The organism is Nostoc sp. 'Peltigera membranacea cyanobiont' 213, assembly GCF_002245975.1.
Lineage (GTDB): Bacteria > Cyanobacteriota > Cyanobacteriia > Cyanobacteriales > Nostocaceae > Nostoc.
This window is the reverse complement of sequence record NZ_NOLI01000017.1, coordinates 61,981-86,275: the sequence shown is the minus strand read 5'-3', so window position 1 is coordinate 86,275 and position 24,295 is coordinate 61,981. Positions and strand designations below refer to the sequence as shown.

The window sequence follows — 24,295 nt, the reverse complement described above, 5'->3', positions numbered from 1 at the left end:
CTTATAGTTGCCCCAAAGCCTTTTGATCCCCCCAACCCCCCGATAAATTGGGGGGCAAAAGTCTCTTAAAGTCCCCCTTTTTAAGTGAAGCAAGTGCCGTGGATTTAGGGGGATCTAAAACGATTTTGGGTCTGTACAGAGATGTGTGTACACCGTAGCGTAGCCTTAAAAAGGGGGGAATAAGAGTCTTAAAGTCCCCCTTTTGAAGCGGGATTTAGGGGGATCTAAAACTTTTAATACCGAGAGAAGGACTTTTCAAACATCCTCTTAGAGGTTGAATGAACAAGTATTTGGCTGTGATTTTAGGCACTTAGAGATCCCCCCTGGCCCCCCTTAAGAAGGGGGGAACCGGAATCAAAGTCCCCCTTTTTAAGGGGGATTTAGGGGGATCTGAAATGTTTTGCTACCAAGGAGAGGACTTTTGAAACATCCTCTTAGACCTCTTGCAAAAGTCCCTAACACCCAATCCCTCCCAAAAGGAGGGATTCTATATTTTTGATTTATGCAAGAGGTCTTTCTCCCAATACTATTTTTGTTGTCGTTACTAATCCGTTGGATGTGATGACTTATTTGGCTTGCAAGCATGTATTGGAATTAACACTCAGCAATGAAGAAAGAGAGTGTTTGCATACTTCGGCTCAATCTGTGTGTCAAAATCTTGAGCGATCGCAGGAAATTTTGGATAACAATAAGCGAGCAAACAATTTCTAATTTAAGATAGAAGTTCTCAGATTCATCGGTGATGATTGGAATGGGTTGATTAAGTTTGAAATAGCAACAAAAAGAAAAGGCAAGAGGATTTGAACCCACTGCCTTATTTGTTATTCCAAAATTTATCACCCTATGAAAACCAACACCATAAGATTAATTTGGTATTAGCGGCGGGAATCCTGATCTGCGGGGTCGCCGTAGGGGTCTTCGCTGGCTGGGCGGACATCACCATACTCCCCTGTGTCTGCGGGATCGCCATAAGGGTCTTCACTAGCTGGGCGAACGTTGCCATAAGACGCGATATCTGCGGGGTCGCCATAGGGATCTTCGCTGGCTGGGCGGACATCGCCGTAAGATGCCGGATCTGCGGGATCGCCGTAGGGATCTTCACTGGCTGGGCGGACATTGCGATCGCCTCCGGCGGGGCTACGCCCATCGCGCAATTGGGGATCTTGTTCAGCTTGATCGCTGTTCGCTCCCAAAAGCAAGTCCTTCGCCTTTCGTAAAAATTCATCTACCATGATCTGTCTCCTGATTTAAGTTCGTGTTTCCGACGTGCGCCATCGGCGTTATCCTCCTGGAAACCCGCTTTAGATTTACACACGCTTGGCTAGTCTAGAGTTGCGGTGCTGCGGATGAAGTTATACCAGTGAGATCGCGACCTGTAGTACTTCTGTTGTAGCCTTGGAATTCCCGATATTTTTGTGCTTCAGATTCGGGAACTCGAATTCCTTCTGCTGGGGGTGTTACCCAATGGGCGCGATGTTCGGCATCACGGTAGTATACACGCCCATTCTTGGAAAGATAGTACTTACCTTGCGCTCCTTCTTGTGAAGCATTTTTATGCTGGTTGTAGAGGTAATAAAGTCCAGCAGCACCTGCTAAAAGCGCCACTTTTTGGCCTGTACCCAATCCCTTCTTCGCTTCGGGTTGGTTTGTGTTGCGATCGCTCACTGTTCTACCAACACTATCATCAACAGGTGGTGGAACTGAGGCTTTTTGGGAACCGCCTCCGCAGCTACTCAGCAAGGGTACCATTAGCAATGCCGAAAGCAGCACTGCGAATAGACGCGAAACTATTTTACGTTCTTTATATATTGTATTCATCGGATTTCGTTATCACCTTTATTTGCTAAGAGCCTTGCTGTTGCAGAAACCAAGTTGAAATTCCTGTTATTTCGCCTGCGATCGGGAAAACATGTACCACTTGATTTGTAACTGCATCAGCTACAGCGTTTAACTGTCATGATCGTTGATTTTTTCAAGTCTTCCATCCTGCCTTTGAGAGAAACTGCATTCATCCCAAGGAAATATATTGTTGATTTTTGATTAACCAAATTTAGCTGTAACGCCGAAATATTCAGCAATTTCTCGGTTATTTTTTTGTGCTAAATTACTTACAAAGATACAGCTACTACAATAACGATTGTCAAAAAATACACTCAATATGACATCAAAAAATACAGCCCCAACTAGAACTCGTCTCCTTTTGGCTTTGTGGGATTTGGGAGGAACGCAACAGGAAGTTAAGAAGGGTCAACTCACGAAGCGAATTGTATCCAAAAGTCAGAAAGTAGCAGATTATCAGGGTTCGTTTGAAGAATTGCAGAATCAGGGTGCGATCGCAATCTCTAAAAAGGGATATTCTCTGACATCTCCTAAAGGTTTAGAGGTATTGGGTGAGGGTTTGAGGAGTGGCGAGTTTAAGTTTGAAGGGACGATTGTTGGAACTTGGGCGGCGAATGCGTTGGTGAAGTGGATTAGTCAGATCGATGTTGCGGTAGTTAGTGCAGATGTACCAGTTAATGGGAAGGGTGCGATCGCTTCTTACGACGAATTTAAATCTGTGGCGTTGGAAGTCTACGACAAGTTGAACCAGAACTACAACTTAGACGATCTGGTGCCTATTTATCGGATTAGGAGAGAAATAGGCGATCGGGTTAGTCGTGAAAATTTCAATGAGTGGCTACTGGAAATACAAGAAAAAGACATTTTCCAACTAATTGCTGGAGAGATACCAGACTTGACTGCTGATAAACGCGAAGATTCAATCACCATACCAGGAGCAGGATTGCGCTCTTACGCCAAGCGCTTGAGTTAATCACATTGTAACTAATGCCTTTTTAGTTCCTCACATCATAATCAAACGGAATCAATATGACAAATATCCCTATTTCTCCAATAGAAGCCGTCAATGCCGCCATTCAAAGTCATAATCCATTTACCAACGCGGGCATTGTCCAAGAACAACATATTTGGGGAAAGAAGTTCCCTGATGTGCCTACGCTAAATGCTCATGCTTCTAATGCAGTTTTTCAGGCAATTGAACTGGTAAGAACAAGTCAATCTAGTCAAGACAAGGTGACATCAATAGCCATAACTGCACAACAGGGAGTTGGCAAAACTCACTTACTCAGTCGCATTCGCCATCGACTAGAACGTGAAGGGGGTGCTTTATTTGTCTATGCAGGCGTCAATAACTATACAGATTTAAATCTAGTTAAGTACCAATTTCAGAAAACTTTGGCGGATAGTCTAAGTAAAAAGGGTAGTCAAGGAGTCATGCAGTGGCAGGAAGTAGCAGCAGCAATGGCAAATGAAGGTTTTAAAGCCATCAATGCCAATGCTCCTAACCTTTCCCCACAGGATCTGCTGCAAAGATTTGACAAAGTATATGTAAGTTGGTTGGCTAGGAACAAAAATTTGATGGACAGGCTGATCAAAGAAGTTCTTAAAGTCAAACCAAATGCAGATCCCTATATTGTCAGAGCCATTCTGTGGACGCTTTCTGAAACTCAGGCATCTTTTGCTAAAGAATGGCTGTCTGGCTATGAGCTAGCCCAATCTAATGCAGACGCTCTGGGATTACCAAATCCTAGTAAAACGAGTCAAGATAGAGAAGCTGAAGCCCTGAAAAATATTCAGCAAATATTGAATTTAGTAAGTTACTATAACCCAGTTGTAATTTGTTTTGATGAAATAGATGTTAAAAACGCTTTTAATGAAGACGGGTTGCCTACAGAACTAGTAATTGCTGATTTAGTGAAGCGTCTGCATGATACTCTCGAACACTCTGAACTAAGTCGAGGGGTTGTTATTATCACGGTTATGTTACCTGTTACATGGACACAGAAGATAAATGAGATACAGGATGGCACACCTGATAGAATTTCAAAATATACGGGACGCAAACCAATAGATTTAAGATACATTGATAGTGAGTCTCTAGTGGAATTAGTCACACTTTGGTTGAATGATTTTTACACAATTAGCAATTTATTACCACCGAATAAAGTCTACCCATTTGAAGAAAGTATCCTGAGAGAATATGGCAAAGGAAGACCAACCGTAAGAGAGGCTTTGAAATGGTGTGCAGAGAACTTTAAGGTCAAAGGCGATATTTTACCACAAGACCCATTTGAACGATTCGAGATTGCTTTCAAAAAAGAGAAAGAGGTAGAAATTTTAGATTATCTTGATGAGAAGAACAATTCTCTCATTGTTGATGCTTTGCGTTTTGCATTTCAGACACTTAAAGGTCAAATACTAGATGGTGAAACTTCCACAGGTGAGAAATTAGAACAAGTCACAATCGAAGATGTTGTCGAAATTGAGCCTAAATCAAAGAATCAGGGTTGGATAAATTTCAAAATTGTTGGCAAAGAGAAAGATAAGATTTTCAAAATTGGTGTCTCTGTTCTCCAGTACTCACATGGAAGAGCTGTTGGAGCGGGAATGTGGCGGTTGATTGAATATAAAACCTTCGATATAACGCGAGGGTGTTTAGTTCGTTCTAAAAATAAAGAAAAAATGATTTTCAAAAATTGGGATTCTTATGAGTATCTTAAGAAGCTTGTCGAAGAATTAGGTGGAGAACATGTAGATTTAAAACTTGATGAAGTTAAACCACTTATTGACTTATATTCTATTTATAAGCAACGCGATCTCTATCAACTCAATGATGAGCAATTACAGGAGTTTTCCCAGCCAATAACTCGTAATAATCCTTTGCTACTAGAAATTTTGAGTAATCCTTCTGGTCAGATTGATGGAGATACTATTGAGGAAGATACTATTGAGGGAGAAGAACTATTAAATGACTTCCTTAATCCTTCTATTATAGAAGAAACAGACGACTCAGATGATTTGACTGAGTTGTATAATTAATCATGAGTGAATTAGTGGTGCTTCAAACATCTCTATTTTTACCTGCTCTAGAAGTTGAAGCATTAATACAAGGGCAAATTATTGTAGCTATGCCTCGTAAATTTATACATCCGGGGCAGAGATTTGCTCTTTATCCAGCTAATGTTTCGATTAACTTATTACCCAATCAGCAGCAATACCGCTCAAATTTTTTGCCTGTTGTCCAAAATTTTATTGGAAACTTAAGTACAGAAACAGCTTTGATAAAAGCTTGGGCTAAATGTGAGCTTTGCCAGATGCTGAATTCTCCTGAATCATTAGAGGCTTTGTCACGGTTAACAATCTGGACTACAGAGGCATTCCAGCAAGCTCTTGTAAAAAAACCTTATATTTTTCTGGCTTTCTTGCGTGTTTATTTGTTGCCAGAACCACAGGAGATTACTGTAGAACACCAAAGTGGCCACTTTTTGCCTTTGCCAAATTCCTTGATTGTTAGTGAAGACAAGCCAGTATTAAACGATCGCACCTTCGCCCAACGCAAACGCCAGTTAGAAAAGCTAGAACCCCCGCTACATCCTGAATTGGAAGAATTGCAGAGTGCGATCGCATCCCTAAGCATTAGCCAACCAGCAGCTAAACAGTTAGACGACGATATCAAAGTATTTTTGGGTTGGAGTAGTGACAAGCTAATTAATCAACCCGACTCAAATTTAGCTTGGATAAATGATATAGCAAAATTTGGCGATCGCAGCATCGAACAAGACGAGGGTAAAAGCAACTATCAAGCTGGTACAGATTTTGAAATCATCGCACGCCGTAGCCTTGATTTTCTAGGATTCAAGGTTGAAGAAAACTACAAAGGCGGTGCAGGTGGCTTAGACTTGTTTTGCTCACAACCTTATCCTGTTGTTTGCGAATGTAAAGCAGGTAAAAGCATTCCCGATCGTGCAGTAGAAGAATTAGATAGGATTGGCAGAAGGCATCTAAAAGAAAATTATCTTCAAGCTGTAAGGTTGATTATTGGCCCAGGTAAACCGACTAAAAATCTGAAAGAATCTGCTGAAATATCTAAAATCAGTATTATAAATGTAATGAGTCTACAAAAGCTAGTTGAATTAAAGGCAAAACATCCAGGTGCTATTAACCTAGTTGAATTAAAACAATGTCTAGAACCTGGGCAAATTGACTATAAAATTGATGAATATATTGATAAAGCTGAGAGAGAGATTCGTCTGCGATCGCACATTATCCAGCTTGTGAAAAATTATCTACAAAACTCAGGGATAGAATCTGCTGGTGTTGAATCTCTACATGGTGCATATTTCGGTTCATATCCACCACAGCCAATAAAAACAATAGAAATGCACGAAATTCTTATAGAACTTTCTTCACCTTTAACAGGCTATTTAGGACGAATAAAAGGTAGTAATTGGAATAGCGATCGCTTTTACTTTCTCCGCGATTTACTTATTAACTAAAAATAGTATAATATCTCTCTTTTCTTACCTTTGCGTCCTTCTCTAACGAGACGCTGCGCGTAGCTTGCTTCCCCGCAGGGGTATGGGGTTCGTTAAGAAAAACTAGCGATCGCTCGTCTATCGTAAAAGAATGCCTGGATTTAGCAAATGATAAACCCAGGTATAGCTTTTGAAATAGCTATGAAAACAGCAGACACTACAAATTTATCTAACTGAAAAAGCCTCGTTGAACCGCCGGGTCACAGGCTCAGTAATGAATGTCAAAACTGACTTTTTACGAGTGACAATTTCACCTGTAGCAGACATCCCTGGTGTAAATTCTACCTCTTGACCACGCACATTCACTGAATGTTTATTTAACTTAATTCTTGTAGGAAAAACTAAGCCCAATTCTTTATCAACAATTGCATTCGGACTGACTTGCATAACTTCGCCATCCACAATCCCAAATTCCTGGAAGGGGAAAGTCGCCATTTTTACTTTTGCCTTCATTCCTTGACGAATAAACCCAATATCGCGGTTGAGAACTTTCACCTCTAGAAGCATTTCTTCCCCTTCTGGCAAAATTGATACCAATTCTTCACCAGATTGGACTGGCCCCTTAGTGGCTTTGACTCGGTAAATCGTACCAGCAACGGGAGCCTCAATGGTTTCTAAAGCTTGCTGCTTTCTCGCCTGTTCTAATTGACCTTGAACAGTTGTCAGTTCTTCTTTACGCTTGTTGAACTGGGTTAAAATTTCACTTTGGCGTTCTGATGATACACGTTGAGCCTGACTGCGTGCAGCGTTGTAAGCTTGTTGTGCTTGGCGAATTTCTTGAGCTTGGGCAGCAATATCTTTTTCTAATGATGTGACTTTATCTTTAGCCTCTGTTATTTTATTCTGGCCATTGGTTACATCATCTTGCGCTCTGGTGATTTCTGTCTTTGCACGAGTTAATTTTTCTTGGGCATCCAAGTAATCCACACGAGGTACAGCGCCAGGAGTAATTAGAGTGCGTAGGCTTTTTTCCCTTTCTTGTGCAAGTGCCAAATTACTTTCAATTCTAATCCGAATGCTATCTGCGTTGGCCAGGTTGGTTTGAGCATTGCCAACGCTGCTTTTGGCATTAACTAAGTTGTCTTGCAATCGAGTCAGGCGAACTTTTGCTTGATCGATGAGTGCTATTTGGCGATTTGCTTCTGCTTCCGCCCCTGCTTGACGCGCTTGGTAGTCTTGCAGGCGGGAGTTTAAAAGTTCATCTTGCAGTTTCGTCCCAGTAGTTTTGCCTCCAGTGCGTTCTGCATCCAAACGTTGCAAATCGTCTTGAATCAATCTTGTGGATTTGGCTAGGCGGGAAACGTCGCTTTTCTGCAAGTCTGGGTCTTTTTGAATCAGAATTTGACCTTTAGTAACGCGATCGCCTTCTTGCACTTTCACAGCGACAATTGACCCCCCACCCAAGGATGTCACCGGTCTTACCTGTGTGGAAGCAATTAATTCTCCTGGTGCTGTTGCGACTTCATCGATTTGCGAGAAGTACGCCCAAGCGATCGCTCCAAAGACGATGACACTCATCGTTCCAGCTAATAATCTCGTGTATAGGGGTGGCAATTCCTGTACCGCCTTCCCCAACTCATAAGTCAGTTGTTCCTCTGGTTGGGCGAATCGCTCTTTTGTCTGTCGTGCTTGAGCAGCATTTACCATATATTTTTTCCTTTGTTATTTGTCATTAGTCATTTGTCCTTGGTTATTCACTAATGACTAATGACTTGTGTTTTATTCAAACTGCTAGATAGCGCCGCAAAAAGTTGTCTAATGTCTCTAATTGGAAGTTAAAAATTGCTTCTAAATTGGCAATTTCATCTTTTGTACAGAAAAATTCATTTGCTAGCAATGTGCGATAAGTTCCCAAAGCTTTTTGGATTTGGGGATTAAATAAACCCAATGCACCTTGTAACCCATCAATTAAGAATAGTGGTGAGTTAATTATTACTGGCTCTTTGACGAAAATCCGACCAAAAATCCGGGGAATATCTTCTCGTAATAAAATTTCCGGGCCTCCCACTGGTAAAATTTGGTTAAGAGCGCCTGCAACTGTCACAGAATCGACTACTATCCTTGCCAAATCATCGGTGCTGACAATTGAGGTACGGTTTTTGCGATCGCCAATTAGCAGATACAATCCCGTTTCCCGAAATCGTTCTACCAGTGGCAGCAAGTTAGATGCTAATCCAGATGGGCGTAAAATTGTGTAATTCAAGCCACTAGCTTCTAAATATCGCTCTACTGCTCGTTTGGCTTTGAACACGGGAGCATCTTCATAACCGCGATCGGCTCCTAATACAGAAATGAAGACAAAATGCTCTACGCCATTGGCTTTCGCCTGGTCAATGAGTTCAATATTGGCGCGGTAATCTAAGGATAGAGCATCGCTATCAGAACCGTGGGCGCTGATAATATACTTCACACCTTGAGTAGCTTTTTGAATATCTTTTTCGTGCAGCAAATCACCAATAAAGATTTCTGCACCCCGGTGTTCTAACTCGCTGTAGCGCGAGGTAAGGCGGACAAATGCCCGCACTGACTGTTCTCGTTGTCGGAGGAGTCGCACAACTCTGCGACCAATTCCTCCCGTTGCTCCAGTTACTAGAAACATATAAATAAATACCTAAATTGAATACTTTCAGCGTTTATAGTTCTTGAAATTCTTGATATATGCTCAAAATCCCTTGAGCAATACTTAAACAGAGATATGAGCATATTTTTATACTTTGTTACCATGCTCAAAATATCCTCACGCCAACTAAGCCAATAAGTCACACCTTATTTATTTTAATACTCTCAAAATGATCCCCCACATCCTTGTAGATGCAGGGGATAGGAAAACGGGATTAGTTTTACTGGCTCAAGAGGTCGATAGCTTGTTCAAGCGACATCTTAGCCTTGTGCAAGTTCAGCAGATTTTCTTGCTGGTATCGGTCAGGATAGCTCATTTTTCTGCCCTCTAAAGTTATGCGAATCAGTGCTGCTTGCTCGTCTGTGGGTGAGTTCATCTCCTCAATCGCAGAACTGATTACTTGGATAGCATTAAAGTTAGGGGATTTTAACCCTTTACCTTGCTTAATTTGTTGCAGCGCTAAAAGTGGAAATGCCATCAGAGTTACGATGTACGAGGTTTTGTATCCTGCATTCCCAGTTGGTTTGATGCCATATCTACGACACAAATCGCGTAATTCTTTTATCGTCTTGATTTCAAGTTCGGAACGCGTGAACATAAAATAGTAGTGTCCATTTTTTGAAATTGGATATTAGTGGTTGTACTTCCGGCAAGTTGTTGCAACCGCTAAAAAACAATTTAATCTTATGCCTACCAGTGATTCAATCTATATTTATATTTCTACATAAATGCCTAACCCTAAAGGTCATTCAGAAAATTTAAAACCATTTAAATCAGAGAGGGAAGAACCTTTAAGTGAGCGTCTTAACTTACGTGTCACAAAAACGATGAAGGAAGAACTATCTACCAAAGACGATCCTCCAGAATTTTGCCGTCGTGCAATCCAGGAAGCATTAGATAAAGATAAAGAGAAGTAATCTCAAGGGGAATGAAGGGGTTGAAGTATGAATGCTGAAGAGTTGTTGCAACGATATGCTGCTGGGGAGAGAGATTTTACTGGAGTTAAGCTAGCAAGAGTTCGCCTGTTGGATGTGAATCTTAGCAGGGCTATTTTCAGGGAAGCCGATCTCAGTAACGCTAGTCTGGATTGGACTAATCTCAGTTATGCTGACTTGAGCTATGCCAGCTTGAAGGGAGCGCGTCTTGGTGAAGCCGCTTTGACAGGAGCTAATTTGGAAGGGGCTGATTTGAGTGGAGTTGTTTGCGGTCAAACTGGTTTCTTTGATGCTAATCTCAGTCATGCCAACTTGAGAAGAGCTATTTTGACGGAAACATCTTTTGACGATGCCAACCTCAGCCATGCTGATTTGAGAGAAGCCAGTTATTTTAGTATTAATCGTTGCAAGGGAGCTACTTTTAATGAAACCATTATGCCTGATGGAAGCATCAGAAATGATGCTGTTTGAGGTGGCAATACCTGATAAAATAAGCGTTTCATAGACAGCCATAAGTGCAACTGTCCAAAAAGTACCCCCACATCTTTGTTGATGCAGGGGGAGTAGTAACCCAATTTAGGAGTTATTAACTTTTGGGTGTTATTCACCCGTAAATCCATGCGATCGCCCCGTGGTCGATTACAATCTTTTTGTGCAAGCAGCCCACCTCAAAACTATTCAGAGGCTTTATTATTAGCTCTATTAGCACGCGCCTCGGCTGAAGCCATCACCTCATCGAAATTCTCCAGCACTTCGCCAGGGAAGTTTTCCAAAACTCTGGTAGAAAGAGCAACTCGCCCTTTACCCTCATCCAAGTCAATAATTACAGCTTTAATTGGCTGACCAACTTTAAATACCTTTTCTAGAGAATCAATGAATTTTTGGCTTACCTGCTTGATATGAAGCAAAGCCCCCATACCATTTAAATCGACAAACACACCAAAAGGCTTGATGCCAGTCACTTTACCTTCCACCAATTGACCTAGTTCTAATAAGCTGAAGTTGCTAGAACGAGTTGCTAAACGCTGAGAAAGGATGAGTTTGTTGGTGTTACGATTAATTTCCAAAAAGCCCACAGTCAGATTTTGACCTTTGAGTGCTTCTAAGTTATCACGCTCTGCCAAGTGCGATCGCGGAATAAACCCCCGCAAAGAAAGAATATCGACGGTGACACCACCTTTATTCACACCCATAACCCGTACTTGCACAGTCTGAGTATTTTCCTGCATTTCGGCCAATCGTTCCCAGATGTGCTGAATCTCCAACTGCTTGCGAGAAAGGGTGACTTGACCTTCTGCATCCTGATCTCGGATAATCAAAAACTGCATTTCCTCTTGCAATGGCAGCACCTCCGATAAATCGGTAACTGCTCTCAAAGAAGCCTCATCGCGCGGCAGAAAAGCTGACGACTTACCACCAATATCAACATAGGCTCCATCATGGTCAAGTTGGAACACTTTGCCATGTACAACCTGTCCCTTTTGAAACTGGTAGTCGTGTTTTTCTAGTGCTTTGGCAAAGTCGTCCATTGTAAATGACGAATTGGCTGTTTGAGAAAGTTTCGATTCGGAATTCATGACTTTTGAAGATTAATTTTTATTTGAGCTAATGCCATTGAAGTTTAGATTGTTATTAGTCATTTGTCATTTGTCAGTTGTCCTTTGCAAATAACAAATAACCAATGACCAATGACCAATGACCAATGACCAATGACGAACTTGGGTGCATGGTTTTTAGTTCAGTTGACCAAAAAGTTGTTTTATCTGCTCCCAAGCATCTGCTGCCGCTTTAGGATTATAACTGGCACGAAGGTCACAGAAAAATCCGTGATCAGCTCCATCGTAGCGAAACACACGATGAGGAATTTTATATTTTTCTAACTCTTTTTCAATCTCATCTACTTGTTCGGGTGGAATGCTAGCATCTTCTTTACCAAAGAAGGCATAGACAGTCCCTGGAATTTCTTTGGTGCGGGTAACAGTGGGTGCGCCACCTCCTGGTGTGCGAGTGGTAATTCCAGAACCGTAGAAGGAAGCCGTAGCTTTAATATCTGGTAAAGTGGCTGCAAGATATGCGACATGACCGCCAAAGCAGAAGCCAATACAGCCAAAGCTATCTTTTTTGACTTGGGGGAGATTTTTGAGGTAGTCAATTGCTAGTTGAATATCGCTCGATAACTCCGATGCTTGAGTTTGCATAGCGTAACCTCTGCCCCTTTCAATATCTTCGGGTGTGTATCCGGTTTCAAAGCCAGGAGCAGTGCGTTGAAAAAGTGCAGGTGCGATCGCTACATACCCAAGTTTGGCAATTCGTTCTGTAACATCGCGAATGTGAACGTTGACACCAAAAATCTCTTGTAATACCACGACTCCTGGATAAGATCCAGGTTCTTTTGGTTCTGCCAAATAAGCAGACACTTGAATATTATCTTGCAAAAGATTAACCGTTGTGGTAATTATTGCTTGCTCTGTCATAATAATTTTTACCAGTGCTGTGCGATCGGCCGTGTGTTTATTTGATATAACTATGCCAGTATGCCCAGGTTTTTTGTAATTAAATTATTAATAGACATTTCTACCAGAACAGCTTCGTATGTAAATAGAATATTTGATATGTAGCAAATGCATCTGGACACAAAAAGAGTGCTGAGTAGAAAAGCAATACTTAATACTCAAACCTCAGCACGGGCTAAAAGCCCCGCTACCGCTAACAGAACTCAGCACTTAGTATTCAGGAGGTTTGGTGATGATTCAATTCCGTATTCAGCCAGACAGCGAAATTCCCGCATCAACCCAGCTGTTTAATCAAATCCGATTTGCGATCGCTTCTCGGCAATATCCCCCAGCGTACAAATTGCCAAGCACAAGGGCATTAGCAATGCAAACTGGATTACACCGTAACACCATTAGCAAAGTTTATCGTCAACTAGAAGAAGACGGATTTGTTGAAAGTATGGCTGGTTCGGGCATTTATGTTCGTCCCCAAGGTCATGAGGGCGGTAGCAGGCTGCAATCACCAATTCTCAAACAAAATCCTGATGCATATCAAGTTGTCCAGAAAGCACTTGACGATCTGCTTACTCAAGGATGTTCGCTCAATCAAGCCAGAGAGCTATTTTTAGCGGAAATTGACTGGCGCTTGCGTTGTAGTGCGCGGGTACTAGTTGCAGTGCCATCCTATGACATGGGTGCTGGTGAATTGATGGTCTATGAATTAGAGCGATCGCTAAAAATCCCAATCCAGTTGGTAGCAATGGAAGAATTAACAGCTGTGTTAGATAAAACTACCTCTGCGACAGTAGTCACAAGTCGGTATTTTATCAGTAATGTGGAAGCGATCGCAGCCCCGAAAGCTGCACGGGTAATTCCTCTGGATATCTACGACTACAGCAAAGAACTCAGTATCTTGAAAACCCTACCAAAAGAAAATTGTGTAGGCATCGTTAGCCTCAGTTCCGGGATTGCCCGGGCAGCAGAAGTCATCCTCCACGGTCTGCGGGGAGATGAATTACTGATAATGACTTCGCAACCAAAAGATGCTTATAAACTTCAAGCAATGGTTAAACGGGCTGAGGTAATCATCAGCGATCAAGCCAGTTTTGCGGCAGTCCAAGCAGCCGTACAAGCATCTGATGAAGATATTATTCGTCCACCGAAGCTGATTAAGGTTGAAAATTATATCGGCACTAACTCAATTAACTTACTAAAACGAGAACTAGGTTTGAGTTAATTCAAAGATAATTAAGAGAGGGGTAAAAACATCTATATTGATTCACCTACTTATCAATCAAAGCAACTGTTGAGAGCCGATATGAGTATTCCATTTCTAGACAATTCCATACAAGAGAAACTTGTAACTGTAGCTAATGTTTCCTGGGAGGAATTCAAAGGTATAGAGGCAGAGTTAAAGGACAACCGCAATGTCCGACTCTCTTATTTGTCAGGAATACTAGAAATTATGTCGCCCATTGGAGAAAAACATGAGTACGTAAAAAGAACTCTTGGCTATTTGTTAGAAGCTTACATGAAAGAGTTGGGTATCCGGTTTTATGGTCGTGGTGGTTTCACTCTCGAAGAACCTGGCTATGCTTCTGGTACTCCAGATGAATCTTACTGCATTGGCAGCAACAAAGAAACGCCAGACATTGTTATTGAAGTTATTGTTACTAGTGGCACTATTAACCGTAAGGAGTTATTCAAACCCAAGAAAGTGTCTGAAGTTTGGTTCTGGAAATCCGACCAAATAAAGATATTCCGGTTAAACGCGGTTGGCGAATATGAAGAAGTAAACCGTAGTGGTTTCTTACCGAATATAGATCCAGCTTTGTTGCTAAAATATATCGCGCACCCTGACCAGTACGATGCTGTTGCCGAATTTGTGCAAGCTATCCGAAAATAAGGAACTTCCAAATAGAGAAATATCCCAAAACTGGCAAAAAAATCCTCTCTATTTTCCTCTCTCTGCGTTCTCTGCGTCTCTGTGGTTAATTTATTTCTTAGAAATCACACAAGTCATCACACCTGTGGTTCTGGTATGGAAACTTGCAAAAACTCTTGCACCAATTTCATATAACTTGGAGCATCTTCTAACATCGGGAAATGTGCTGTGTTGGGAATCATCACAAATTCCACTTTGTCATTCATTGCAGCTGCTTTACGTCCCATCTCAGCTGGAATAATTTTGTCATACTCCCCCGCCACCAGCAGAGTCGGCACTGTCAGCTTGGCAAACTCAAGTGGCATCACTTCAGATTGAGCCTTACTAACGGAGGTAAAAATTGTTCCTAAAGCTGCATCGTAATCAGCTTCGAGAAAATCTTGTAAAAAAGCTTGACGCTCAGAATGTGGTATTGAACTATATAAAAATCTTGCCATAAACATCCGATCAACAAATGGAATTTTGCTTAACCACTTGGGACGGAATTTCACCACATAGCCACCGAATTTATGAAAGGCACTAAAAGATTTTTCGTCGTACTCAAAAATACCGCTACAGGTTAGAATTCCTCGTTCCACTCGTTGGGGGTAGCGATTAAAAAATAAAGCGGCAACAGAAGCGCCCATTGAGTGAGCATTGATATAGACGCGCTGAAGATGCAACCCATCTAACAAAGCTGCCAAATCATCGGCGTATTCTTCTAATTCATAAGTCAACTCTCTGATTGCCTCTGATTCTTCTTGCAGGGACTCAGACTCAGCAACAGCTTCACTTGCTTGGGCTAAAGTTGGCTTACCACCAGAACGGCCAAATCCGCGCAAATCGTAGAGTAAACAATCAAATTGCTCTGATAAAGCATTAGCAGTATTTTGCCAATACCTAGCCGAACCAGCCCAACCATGCATAAAAACCATTACTGGTTTTACCAAAGAACCAGATGGTTTTTTTACCCATTCGTAGTAATGGTCAACGCCACGAACTTTAATATAAGGCATTAGTCATTTGTCCTTTGTCAGTTGTCATTAGTCATTTGTACATGGTTATTATTCCTTAGTTTTTGACCAATGACCAATGACTAATGACCATTAAGCAGATTCTGGCTTAGGTAGTGAAGACGGATGGATTATCAGTTCGGCAGTCGATCGCTTCTCGACCATCTCCCGTGTAACTGTACAACGTGTCACATCCTTACGAGATGGTAACTCGTACATGACATCCAGCATAAGTTCTTCAACAATGCCCCGTAGCGCTCTAGCACCAGTTTTACGACGGTAAGCTTCTTGAGCGATCGCTCGTAAAGCATCTGGTTTAAAATCTAACTGGACATTATCCATCTTCAGCAGTTTTTGGTACTGCTTGACTAAGGCGCTGCGTGGTTGGGTGAGAATCGCCATCAGCGCTTCTTCATCTAGCGGATCTACTACTGCTACCATTGGCACGCGCCCAATAAATTCTGGAATCATGCCAAATTTTACTAGATCGTCTGGTGCTAAATGGCGGAGAGTATCTGCTGCCCGTTTTTCTTTTGTTTGGCCTTCTCCAGGTTGCACAAAGCCTATTGCTTTTTTGCCAACTCTCTGATCCACAACCTTTTCTAAGCCTACGAAAGCACCACCACAGACGAACAAAATATTGCTTGTATCAATCTGTATACAGTCTTGATAAGGATGCTTGCGCCCACCTTGGGGTGGTACATTGGCGATCGTTCCCTCTAACATTTTCAGCAAGGCTTGCTGCACGCCTTCGCCAGAAACATCGCGGGTAATTGACGGGTTCTCACTCTTACGAGCAATTTTGTCAATTTCATCAATGTAGATAATTCCTCGTTGCGCTTCTTCTATATCCAAATCTGCCACTTGCAACAGTCGCAGCAAGATATTTTCCACATCTTCGCCCACATACCCTGCTTCCGTCAGGGTTGTAGCATCAGCAACGGCAAAGGGGACATCCAGAATTTTCGCTAGGGTTTGTGCTAAAAGAGTTTTACCGCAACCAGTCGGGCCAATTAACAAAATGTTGGACTTTTGCAGTTCTACAGCATCATCAGCCCCACCTTTGCCATTGCCTTTAGACTGAATAACTGCTAACCGTTTGTAGTGATTGTAAACGGCTACCGATAGCACCTTCTTGGCTTCATCTTGACCAATAACGTGTTCGTCTAGATAATTTTTAATCTCCCTTGGCTTGGGTATTTGATTAAACGAAATACTAGAAGATTGAGTCCGTCGTTTTTGAGGTGGTTCTGCTCTTGGTGCGGGTTGTGCTGCTGCACCATTCGTATCGAGTAACTCTTCGTCTAGTATTTCATTACACAAGTCAACGCATTCATCGCAGATGTAGACTCCCGGCCCTGCGATTAATTTACGCACCTGCTCTTGAGACTTGCCGCAAAACGAACATTTTAAATGGGAGTCGTACTTAGACATACCAGCCTCTTATTTCAGAATGGTGACGTTTTCCCCTGCTGTGGGAAGATTTTGCCTGGAAATGACCTGATCGATCAAACCGTAGTTTTTCGCCTCTTCTGCCGACATGAAAAAGTCGCGCTCAGTATCTGCTTCAATTCTTTCTAAGGGTTGACCAGTATGATGAGCCATTAACTGATTCAACTTAGCCTTAACATAAAGAATTTCTCTGGCTTGAATTTCAATGTCAATGGCTTGACCTTGAGCGCCACCAAGTGGTTGGTGAATCATAATCCGGGAGTCGGGCAGAGACATTCGCTTACCGGCAGCCCCTGCTGTCAACAAAAATGCCCCCATGCTCGCGGCTAATCCAAAACAGATGGTAACAACATCAGGGCGAATTTGCTGTATTGTATCATAGATTGCCATCCCTGCGTAGACCGAGCCGCCAGGAGAATTAACATACATTTGGATGTCTTTCTCTGAGTCTTCGGAATCTAGGAATAACAATTGAGCGACAATTGAGTTGGCTACGGCATCGTCTATTGGTGTTCCCAAAAATATAATCCGCTCTCGCAGCAGGCGGGAGTAGATGTCGAAAGCCCTTTCTCCCATACCAGACTGTTCTACCACCATCGGCACGATGTTGCTAGGGCTGTTCAATTGGGAGTTAATGTTTACTCGACTTTGGTTGCTGATGGGGTAGTTTCCCGACTGCGATACAAACATACAGGCTTTCTGTGACGATAATTTAGGACAGATGTTTCAGCAGCAAATGCTGCCTTTTCGACGAATGAGATTTTTATAGCTACGTGTTAACCATTATGCCTCATATAACTTCCTCTCGTGTAACACAGTATCAAGCTCAGTCCATAACATGTGTCACAAATTGCCAAATATTCATTAATTCTTTAAATTATTTTGACTCGATCCAAGTGGGAATTGGTTATTTTCTACCTGCTCCCTGCTCTCTTACCTTACCCATTTCACCAGTACTTTAACTCAGGACTGGTGAACTTATGGCTGTGGGATTTTTTCTTATCCTTCTGTGACTTCTGTGGAAGTTTCGCTGCTTTCTTCCTCTGTCTGAGGTACATCAGCCTCACCATCGGATTCTACGGCTTCCTCTTCCTCGGCGAGACTCAAGGAACCTTCGGGTACAAGTTCAACAGATGAATGTTCTAAGAGCCAATCAATGGTTTTTTCGGTTAGTAGTTCGTTTTCCACGATTGAGCGCAGTCTATCTTCATCAACGTCCTGCTCCTCTGGGTACTGTTCCAAAAGTTCTTTGACTCTGGCTGCGATTTCTTCTGGTGTTACCTCAATAGATTCGCGTTTACCGACTTCCCGCAAGGATAAGGAACGTTTGATGCGTTCAATTGCTTCAGTCCGCGATCGCTCCCGCAATTGAGGAATAATATCTTGAGTAAACAACTTCCTTACATCCAATCCCTGCTGAGACAGGCGCATTGCTGTTTGGGTTAGCATTGCATCCACTTCTTGCTCAACCAAGGTTAGTGGTAAGTCAACTTCTACATGCTTAAGCAGTTCCGTTAACAACGCTTCCTGCTTATTTGTTTTTGTTTTGTCGTCCGCCTCTTTTTGATATCGCTCTACCAAAGAAGCGCGTAACTCCTCTAAGGTTTCAAAATCGCTGATTTCCTGGGCAAAATCATCATTTATTTCTGGTAGTTCCTTTTCCTTTAGTTCTTTGAGCGTCACTGTGAAAGTTGCCGCTTTTCCAGCTAAATCTTCATTAGCATACGGATCTGGAAACTGCGCTGCAATCTCTTTGGTTTCTTCAGGATTCATCCCTACTATTCCCGAAATAAAGCCCGGAATAAACTTATCTTCCTGCAACTCAACTTGAAAATCAGTCGCTTCGGCTCCCGGAATTGGTTCTAGTTCAGCCGTTTCGTCTTCACCCTCAGCTTTGGCGAATGAACCTTTAAAATCGACTACGGCAATATCGCCGATTTGGGCTGTACGTCCTTCCACAGGAATCAATGTCGCTAATTCTTGACGTTCCTTGTCGAGGCTACTCTCCACTTGTTCTGGATCGTACTTGACTTCTTCGGCTTGGAAAAGCAAATCAGTGTACTGCACTAGATTTACTTCTGGTTCTACATCAACAGCAGCCGAAATTATCAGGGGTTTTCCAGGTTCATAATTCTGAATCAAATCCTCAAAAGAGGAGCGCAATTGCGGCTGACCTATGGCCGGGATAGCTTCTTGTTTAACTGCTTGCTCAATGCCATCTTGAATTAGTTCTTCCAGCGCTGCTGCCTTGATACGAGTCGTACCCAGCCTTTGTAGTAATATCGGCCGAGGTACCTTGCCTTTACGAAACCCAGGAATATTGGCAGTACTCGCTAAGTTTTTAATGACCTGTTCGTAAGTTTGCTTGGTAATTTCCGGCGTAATCTCTATTTCCAGACCAATTTGGCTGGCGGGAAGTTTTTCCTGGGTAACTTTCATGCTTCGTCTCTAGTTTTCTGGTATTTTAATCTCCTAGTACACACAAGACGCAATAATTGTTCGCGTTTATGGCTTGATGTCTTTTAGGGAGGATGGGAGGTTGTCACAAGGCTTCATGACATCCAAGGATGGATGGTGTGTCCTGGCACAGAGATCCAGTTTACTGCCAATGACCAAGGACTTGACAATTTACCGTCATAACAATTATTGACATTCCCAGGGCTAAGAGCGTCTGGGGTTTCTTGCCTAATATTTGTAATAATTGCTGAATCATTGCGAATTTGGAAGATTTTTATCCCTATTCTCCAGTCCATAATCTTCAGTGAGTCTGAATTTAGGACTGGAAAGCAAAGTCAGGAATTAATGATTCGGTGGGGTAACACCGTGATATCCTGGTTTTCAGCCAATAGTCTAGTACTTCAAAGTTATAGCATTGAGTTTACCTATCTTGTGGTCAAGGAGTAAATCTGCTGCCTAGCTACATAGATTGATTTTTCAATGGTTTGCCGATTTTATAACATTTGCATCATAATACATTCATCATCCTGGCAACTAACCTTGTAGCAGATAAAACAGCTAAGTGCAGATATATCTATAAGTTTTCTGGTAAATTGCGCTTTTGCTTTGTTGTATAATATAATAATCTAGTTTAGATAAATGTAAATGAAAATATATGGAATGGTAGTCGTTGTCAAATGCAACATTAATTCACTTAATTTAAATAACCAAGTTAAATAACCAAGTAAATAAAATATTTATTAAATCTGTAAAAAGATAAACTAAATTAGAGAAAAATCTATAATCTATTTAATTTTTTTAAGACTGCGATCGCTCGCTATTTAAATATAAACAAATTGTCAATTGTTCCAATAAATTGCAGAGTAAGTTTCTTAAAGGAGGAAGCAAGTTTGTCGAAATCCTATAGTTTGGCTATTTTGGGAGCGACTGGTGCTGTTGGCACAGAGTTGCTGGAGTTATTAGAAAGCCGTAATTTTCCCATTGCTGACTTGAAATTATTGGCATCAGAGCGGAGTGTAGGGCGATCGCTCCAGTTTAAAGGTGAAAATATCCCAATAGAGGCAGTGAGCGATCGCGCCTTTGAAAATGTCGATATAGTACTAGCTAGTGCGGGTGGTTCCACATCTAAAACTTGGGCAGCAGTTGCCGTAGAAAAGGGCGCAGTGGTAATTGACAACTCCAGTGCCTTTCGGATGAACCCGGAAGTTCCCTTAATAGTGCCAGAGGTGAATCCCCAAGCCGCAATTAATCATCAAGGCATTATTGCAAACCCCAACTGCACAACAATTTTAATGGCTGTGGCAGTATGGCCATTGCATAAAGTTAAACCAGTGCAACGCATCGTGGCTTCAACCTATCAATCTGCAAGTGGTGCTGGTGCTAGAGCAATGGCAGAAGTCAAAACCCAAACAAGCGCTATACTACAAGGACAGCCGCCAGTTGCTGAGGTATTGCCTTACCCACTGGCATTTAATTTGTTCCCCCATAACTCACCATTAAACGATTTGGGTTATTGTGAGGAAGAAATGAAAATGGTCAATGAAACCCGGAAAATATTTGGCACGCAGCAAATCAGAATCACTGCAACCTGTATACGGGTTCCCGTACTCCGCGCCCATTCAGAAGCCATTAACTTAGAATTTGAGACTCCCTTTAGTGCAGAGGAAGCCAGAGAAATTTTAAATTCCTCCCCTGGAGTAAAATTGGTAGAAGATTGGGAAACTAATCATTTTCCGATGCCAATTGAAGCAACTGGTAAAGATGAAGTATTAGTGGGAAGAATCCGTCAGGATATTTCTCATCCTTGTGGCTTGGAATTATGGTTGTGCGGCGACCAAATCCGCAAAGGTGCAGCACTGAATGCAATACAAATCGCCGAGTTGCTGGTAGAAAAAAATCTACTCAAACCTGCTAAGGCTTACGTTTCAAGCTAGTAATTAGTAAGAATAAATAACTAATGAAAAAGACCAAATGTGCAAATCACTGTTGAAAGCAATTTGCAGATAGGTTATCACAATAGGAAACCACCAAGATACAAAAATATGGGTAATCAGGAGTGAAAACAGGGTGGGAGATTTTGGTAATGTTTTAACCGCTATGATTACGCCGTTTAAAGCAGACGGTAGTGTAGATTATGGTGTAGCGGCAGAATTGGCGGCGCATCTAGCTAACAACGGTACAGATACATTGGTGGTGTGCGGCACAACCGGAGAATCCCCTACCCTGACTTGGGATGAGGAATACCAGTTGTTTGTCGAGGTATTGCAGTCCGTGGCAGGAAAAGCCAAGGTAATCGCAGGTTGTGGTTCAAATTCCACCAAAGAAGCGATCGCTGCAACTCAAAAAGCGTCTAAGATAGGAGTACATGGTTCCTTACAAGTTGTTCCTTATTACAACAAACCGCCACAAGCGGGATTGGAAGCGCACTTTCAGGCAATAGCACAAGCCTGTCCCGACTTACCATTGTTGTTATACAATGTCCCAGGTCGTACCGGACAAAACCTTCAGCCAGAAACAGTTGCCCGGTTAGCGAAGGTTAGTAATATTGTTGGGATTAAAGAATCCACTGGTAACATAGATCAGGCAAGCGAAATTCGTCGCTTGACACCAAAAGAATTCCACATCTATTCTGGTGATGATTACATGACTTTGCCCTTGTTAGCAATCGGGGCAAAGGGTGTGGTTAGTGTGGCTTCTCATCTTGTAGGAAACCAACTACAGCAGATGATCCAAGCTTTTATTGCAGGAAAAATTGAGGTAGCAAGCGACATTCATCTCCAACTCTTCCCGTTGTTTAAAGCTTTATTTCTCACTTCAAATCCCATTCCAGTGAAAAAAGCACTGAAACTTCAAGGTTGGGAGGTTGGTTCAACTCGTCCGCCGCTATGTGAAGCTGATTTAGAAGTAAGTCAAAAGCTAGAAGCTGTTCTAAAAGAACTTAGTTTAATCTAGCCACCATCTGGTTAAGCGTTGCCGATCTGCTACTTTTTAAAGATACATATAAACAATGACCATAATTGTTCATAAGTTGTAATTTAAAAACCTGTGCTAGGACTGATATATATACTATGAATCCTTGAGTATACAGTCGATTTTATTGAATAACAAATTGAAAATTTCAATTAAAACTTGATTGCTTTCAGACTGACTTAAAAGACAGATGATGTTGTCTTAAATACAAGTTCGTTAACTATCAACTTAATTCACCACAAGTAACAATCTCAGGAGAAAATGGCTAAAAACGAAGCTAATAATTCCGCCTTGAAAATTATTCCTTTAGGCGGTTTGCATGAAATTGGGAAAAATACCTGTCTTTTTGAGTATGACGATGAAATTATCCTGTTAGATGCAGGATTGGCTTTTCCCACAGAAGCGATGCATGGAGTCAATATTGTTCTGCCAGATACGACCTATCTGCGGGAAAATCGCCACAAAATCAAAGGGATGATCGTGACTCATGGTCATGAAGACCATATCGGCGGAATTGCTTTCCATCTCAAGCAATTTGATATTCCCGTAATTTATGGGCCGAGGCTAGCAATGGCAATGCTAGAGGGTAAGTTAGAAGAAGCAGGAGTCCGCGATCGCACAGAAATTAGAACTGTTCTACCACGAGATGTAGTGCGAATTGGCAAAAACTTTTTAGTGGAATATATCCGCAACACCCACTCCATCGCTGATAGTTTCACTGTTGCCATTCATACTCCCCTTGGTGTAGTCATTCACACAGGGGATTTCAAAATCGATCACACCCCAGTAGATGGGGAAAAGTTTGATTTGCAACGTTTAGCAGAACATGGTGAAAAAGGCGTTCTTTGTCTGCTAAGTGATTCCACTAACGCCGAAACACCAGGATTTACACCTTCAGAACGTTCAGTTTATCCCAATCTGGAGAGAGTATTTAGTCAAGCCACTGGACGATTATTCGTCACAACCTTTGCTTCTAGCGTCCATCGCATCAACATGATTTTGGATATCGCCAAAAAGCAAAATCGTGTAGTGACGATTGTGGGGCGTTCCATGCTCAACTTGATTGCTCATGCCCGTAATTTAGGTTACATCAAGTGTGAAGATAATTTGCTGCAACCATTGCACGCAGTCCGCAATCTACCTGATGAAAGAGTACTAATTTTAACTACAGGTTCTCAGGGTGAAACGATGGCAGCAATGACCCGCATCGCCAATAAAGAACACCCGCACATCAAAATCCGCGAAGGAGATACGGTAGTATTTTCTGCTAACCCAATTCCCGGAAATACGATCGCTGTAGTCAACACCATTGATAAATTAATGATTCAAGGTGCAAAAGTAGTCTATGGACGGGATAAAGGGATTCACGTCTCCGGTCACGGCTGTCAGGAAGAACAAAAGTTGATGATTGCCTTAACTCGACCCAAATTCTTTGTGCCATTTCACGGCGAACATCGGATGCTAGTGAAGCACGCAGAAACGGCTCAGAGTATGGGCATTCCCGCAGAAAATATGATTATTATCCAGAATGGTGATATTGTCGAACTGACTGAAGATGCCATTCGCGTCGCTGGTAAAGTGCCATCTGGTATTGAATTGGTGGATACTACCAGTTCGGGTATGGTAAGTTCCAAAGTTTTACAAGAACGGCAACGCATGGCTTCAGAAGGCATTATTACCATTGCAGCTGCCATTGATTGGAATGGTAAACTGTTAGCCAAACCAGAAACTCACCTCCGGGGTGTAGTTACAAGTGTAGAGCGATCGCTACTACAAACCTGGGTAAAACAACGGATTGAAGAAATCCTCACTGTGCGCTGGACAGAATTTGCTCCTGAGCAAGGTGAAGCAGCAGATATAGACTGGGGTGGATTACAAGGAACTTTAGAACGAGAATTGCAACGTTCCATCCGCCGGGAATTGCAATGTCAGCCATCTGTGACTTTGTTGATGCAAATTCCTGATGAACCACCTGTAAAAGTTGCTGATGGTAGAAGACGACGCACTCGGACTGCTGCTCAAGTAGCATCGTAATTTAAGGTAAAATTTCACGCAGAG

General features: G+C 42.1%; 23 protein-coding genes. 11 read left to right on the top strand and 12 right to left on the bottom strand.

Features of this window, described 5'->3' with window-relative positions:
• Positions 1-495: 495 nt before the first annotated feature.
• Positions 496-711, top strand: a complete 216-nt coding sequence (locus tag CDG77_RS37390; protein ID WP_094328831.1) for a hypothetical protein — start codon at positions 496-498, stop codon at positions 709-711.
• 164 nt (positions 712-875) lie between these two features.
• Here CDG77_RS37390 and CDG77_RS07800 read toward each other — a convergent pair whose 3' ends face one another.
• Both CDG77_RS07800 and CDG77_RS07795 read right to left on the bottom strand, forming a co-directional pair.
• Entirely contained in the window at positions 876-1,232 is a 357-nt protein-coding gene (locus CDG77_RS07800) for a translation initiation factor (RefSeq protein WP_094328830.1), read from the bottom strand.
• A gap of 94 nt (positions 1,233-1,326) precedes the next feature.
• Positions 1,327-1,818 carry a hypothetical protein gene (locus tag CDG77_RS07795; protein ID WP_094328829.1) on the bottom strand — a complete coding sequence of 164 codons (492 nt, stop codon included), beginning with the start codon at positions 1,816-1,818 and terminating at the stop codon, positions 1,327-1,329.
• 340 nt (positions 1,819-2,158) lie between these two features.
• On the opposite strand from CDG77_RS07795, the gene CDG77_RS07790 reads away from it, so the two are divergent.
• From CDG77_RS07790 to CDG77_RS07780, 3 genes are read left to right on the top strand one after another with little or no spacing between them, the layout of a single operon-like run.
• Entirely contained in the window at positions 2,159-2,812 is a 654-nt protein-coding gene (locus CDG77_RS07790) for a hypothetical protein (RefSeq protein WP_094328828.1), read from the top strand.
• 56 nt (positions 2,813-2,868) lie between these two features.
• Entirely contained in the window at positions 2,869-4,878 is a 2,010-nt protein-coding gene (locus tag CDG77_RS07785) for a P-loop NTPase fold protein (protein WP_094328827.1), read from the top strand.
• Between the two features lie 2 nt (positions 4,879-4,880).
• Positions 4,881-6,335 (top strand): DUF1802 family protein, encoded by a 1,455-nt coding sequence (locus tag CDG77_RS07780; protein ID WP_094328826.1) that lies wholly within the window; start codon positions 4,881-4,883, stop codon positions 6,333-6,335.
• 204 nt (positions 6,336-6,539) lie between these two features.
• On the opposite strand, the gene CDG77_RS07775 is transcribed toward CDG77_RS07780, so the two are convergent.
• From CDG77_RS07775 to CDG77_RS07765, 3 genes are all read right to left on the bottom strand, one after another.
• Positions 6,540-8,021 carry an HlyD family efflux transporter periplasmic adaptor subunit gene (locus CDG77_RS07775; protein ID WP_094328825.1) on the bottom strand — a complete coding sequence of 494 codons (1,482 nt, stop codon included), beginning with the start codon at positions 8,019-8,021 and terminating at the stop codon, positions 6,540-6,542.
• Between the two features lie 76 nt (positions 8,022-8,097).
• Complete coding sequence (locus tag CDG77_RS07770; protein ID WP_094328824.1) at positions 8,098-8,973, bottom strand: SDR family oxidoreductase; 876 nt, start codon at positions 8,971-8,973, stop codon at positions 8,098-8,100.
• 241 nt (positions 8,974-9,214) lie between these two features.
• Positions 9,215-9,592, bottom strand: a complete 378-nt coding sequence (locus tag CDG77_RS07765; RefSeq protein WP_094328823.1) for a hypothetical protein — start codon at positions 9,590-9,592, stop codon at positions 9,215-9,217.
• Between the two features lie 130 nt (positions 9,593-9,722).
• Here CDG77_RS07765 and CDG77_RS07760 point away from each other — a divergent pair, with 130 nt between their 5' ends.
• Together CDG77_RS07760 and CDG77_RS07755 are read left to right on the top strand one after the other, a co-directional pair.
• Positions 9,723-9,911: a hypothetical protein gene (locus CDG77_RS07760; RefSeq protein WP_094328822.1), complete on the top strand. Its 189-nt coding sequence runs from the start codon at positions 9,723-9,725 to the stop codon at positions 9,909-9,911.
• Between the two features lie 27 nt (positions 9,912-9,938).
• The gene (locus CDG77_RS07755) at positions 9,939-10,400 is read left to right on the top strand and encodes a pentapeptide repeat-containing protein (RefSeq protein WP_094328821.1); all 462 of its coding nucleotides are present in this window, start codon (positions 9,939-9,941) and stop codon (positions 10,398-10,400) included.
• 203 nt (positions 10,401-10,603) lie between these two features.
• On the opposite strand, the gene CDG77_RS07750 is transcribed toward CDG77_RS07755, so the two are convergent.
• Positions 10,604-11,506, bottom strand: a complete 903-nt coding sequence (locus CDG77_RS07750; RefSeq protein WP_094328820.1) for a S1 RNA-binding domain-containing protein — start codon at positions 11,504-11,506, stop codon at positions 10,604-10,606.
• A 156-nt stretch (positions 11,507-11,662) separates the two neighbouring features.
• Positions 11,663-12,403, bottom strand: coding sequence for a dienelactone hydrolase family protein (locus CDG77_RS07745; protein WP_094328819.1), 741 nt, complete (start codon positions 12,401-12,403; stop codon positions 11,663-11,665).
• 271 nt (positions 12,404-12,674) lie between these two features.
• Between CDG77_RS07745 and CDG77_RS07740 the strand changes: the two genes are divergently transcribed.
• Both CDG77_RS07740 and CDG77_RS07735 read left to right on the top strand, forming a co-directional pair.
• On the top strand, positions 12,675-13,658 hold the full coding sequence (locus CDG77_RS07740; RefSeq protein ID WP_094328818.1) for a GntR family transcriptional regulator: 984 nt from the start codon (positions 12,675-12,677) through the stop codon (positions 13,656-13,658).
• An 81-nt stretch (positions 13,659-13,739) separates the two neighbouring features.
• Positions 13,740-14,327, top strand: a complete 588-nt coding sequence (locus CDG77_RS07735; RefSeq protein ID WP_094328817.1) for a Uma2 family endonuclease — start codon at positions 13,740-13,742, stop codon at positions 14,325-14,327.
• Between the two features lie 116 nt (positions 14,328-14,443).
• Here CDG77_RS07735 and CDG77_RS07730 read toward each other — a convergent pair whose 3' ends face one another.
• The 5 genes from CDG77_RS07730 to CDG77_RS35240 form a co-directional block, all read right to left on the bottom strand.
• The gene (locus CDG77_RS07730) at positions 14,444-15,361 is read right to left on the bottom strand and encodes an alpha/beta fold hydrolase (protein WP_094328816.1); all 918 of its coding nucleotides are present in this window, start codon (positions 15,359-15,361) and stop codon (positions 14,444-14,446) included.
• A 90-nt stretch (positions 15,362-15,451) separates the two neighbouring features.
• Positions 15,452-16,792, bottom strand: coding sequence for an ATP-dependent protease ATP-binding subunit ClpX (clpX, locus tag CDG77_RS07725; protein WP_094328815.1), 1,341 nt, complete (start codon positions 16,790-16,792; stop codon positions 15,452-15,454).
• 9 nt (positions 16,793-16,801) lie between these two features.
• Positions 16,802-17,500, bottom strand: coding sequence for an ATP-dependent Clp endopeptidase proteolytic subunit ClpP (gene clpP / locus CDG77_RS07720; RefSeq protein ID WP_094328814.1), 699 nt, complete (start codon positions 17,498-17,500; stop codon positions 16,802-16,804).
• A gap of 309 nt (positions 17,501-17,809) precedes the next feature.
• On the bottom strand, positions 17,810-19,249 hold the full coding sequence (gene tig, locus CDG77_RS07715; RefSeq protein WP_094328813.1) for a trigger factor: 1,440 nt from the start codon (positions 19,247-19,249) through the stop codon (positions 17,810-17,812).
• Between the two features lie 113 nt (positions 19,250-19,362).
• Positions 19,363-19,563 carry a hypothetical protein gene (locus tag CDG77_RS35240; protein ID WP_143856971.1) on the bottom strand — a complete coding sequence of 67 codons (201 nt, stop codon included), beginning with the start codon at positions 19,561-19,563 and terminating at the stop codon, positions 19,363-19,365.
• Between the two features lie 594 nt (positions 19,564-20,157).
• Here CDG77_RS35240 and CDG77_RS07710 point away from each other — a divergent pair.
• The 3 genes from CDG77_RS07710 (at position 20,158) to CDG77_RS07700 (ending at position 24,271) form a co-directional block, all read left to right on the top strand.
• Positions 20,158-21,201 (top strand): aspartate-semialdehyde dehydrogenase, encoded by a 1,044-nt coding sequence (locus CDG77_RS07710; RefSeq protein WP_094328812.1) that lies wholly within the window; start codon positions 20,158-20,160, stop codon positions 21,199-21,201.
• A gap of 133 nt (positions 21,202-21,334) precedes the next feature.
• Positions 21,335-22,219, top strand: coding sequence for a 4-hydroxy-tetrahydrodipicolinate synthase (gene dapA / locus CDG77_RS07705; protein ID WP_094328811.1), 885 nt, complete (start codon positions 21,335-21,337; stop codon positions 22,217-22,219).
• A 279-nt stretch (positions 22,220-22,498) separates the two neighbouring features.
• Positions 22,499-24,271, top strand: a complete 1,773-nt coding sequence (locus CDG77_RS07700; RefSeq protein WP_094328810.1) for a ribonuclease J — start codon at positions 22,499-22,501, stop codon at positions 24,269-24,271.
• Positions 24,272-24,295: the final 24 nt, after the last annotated feature.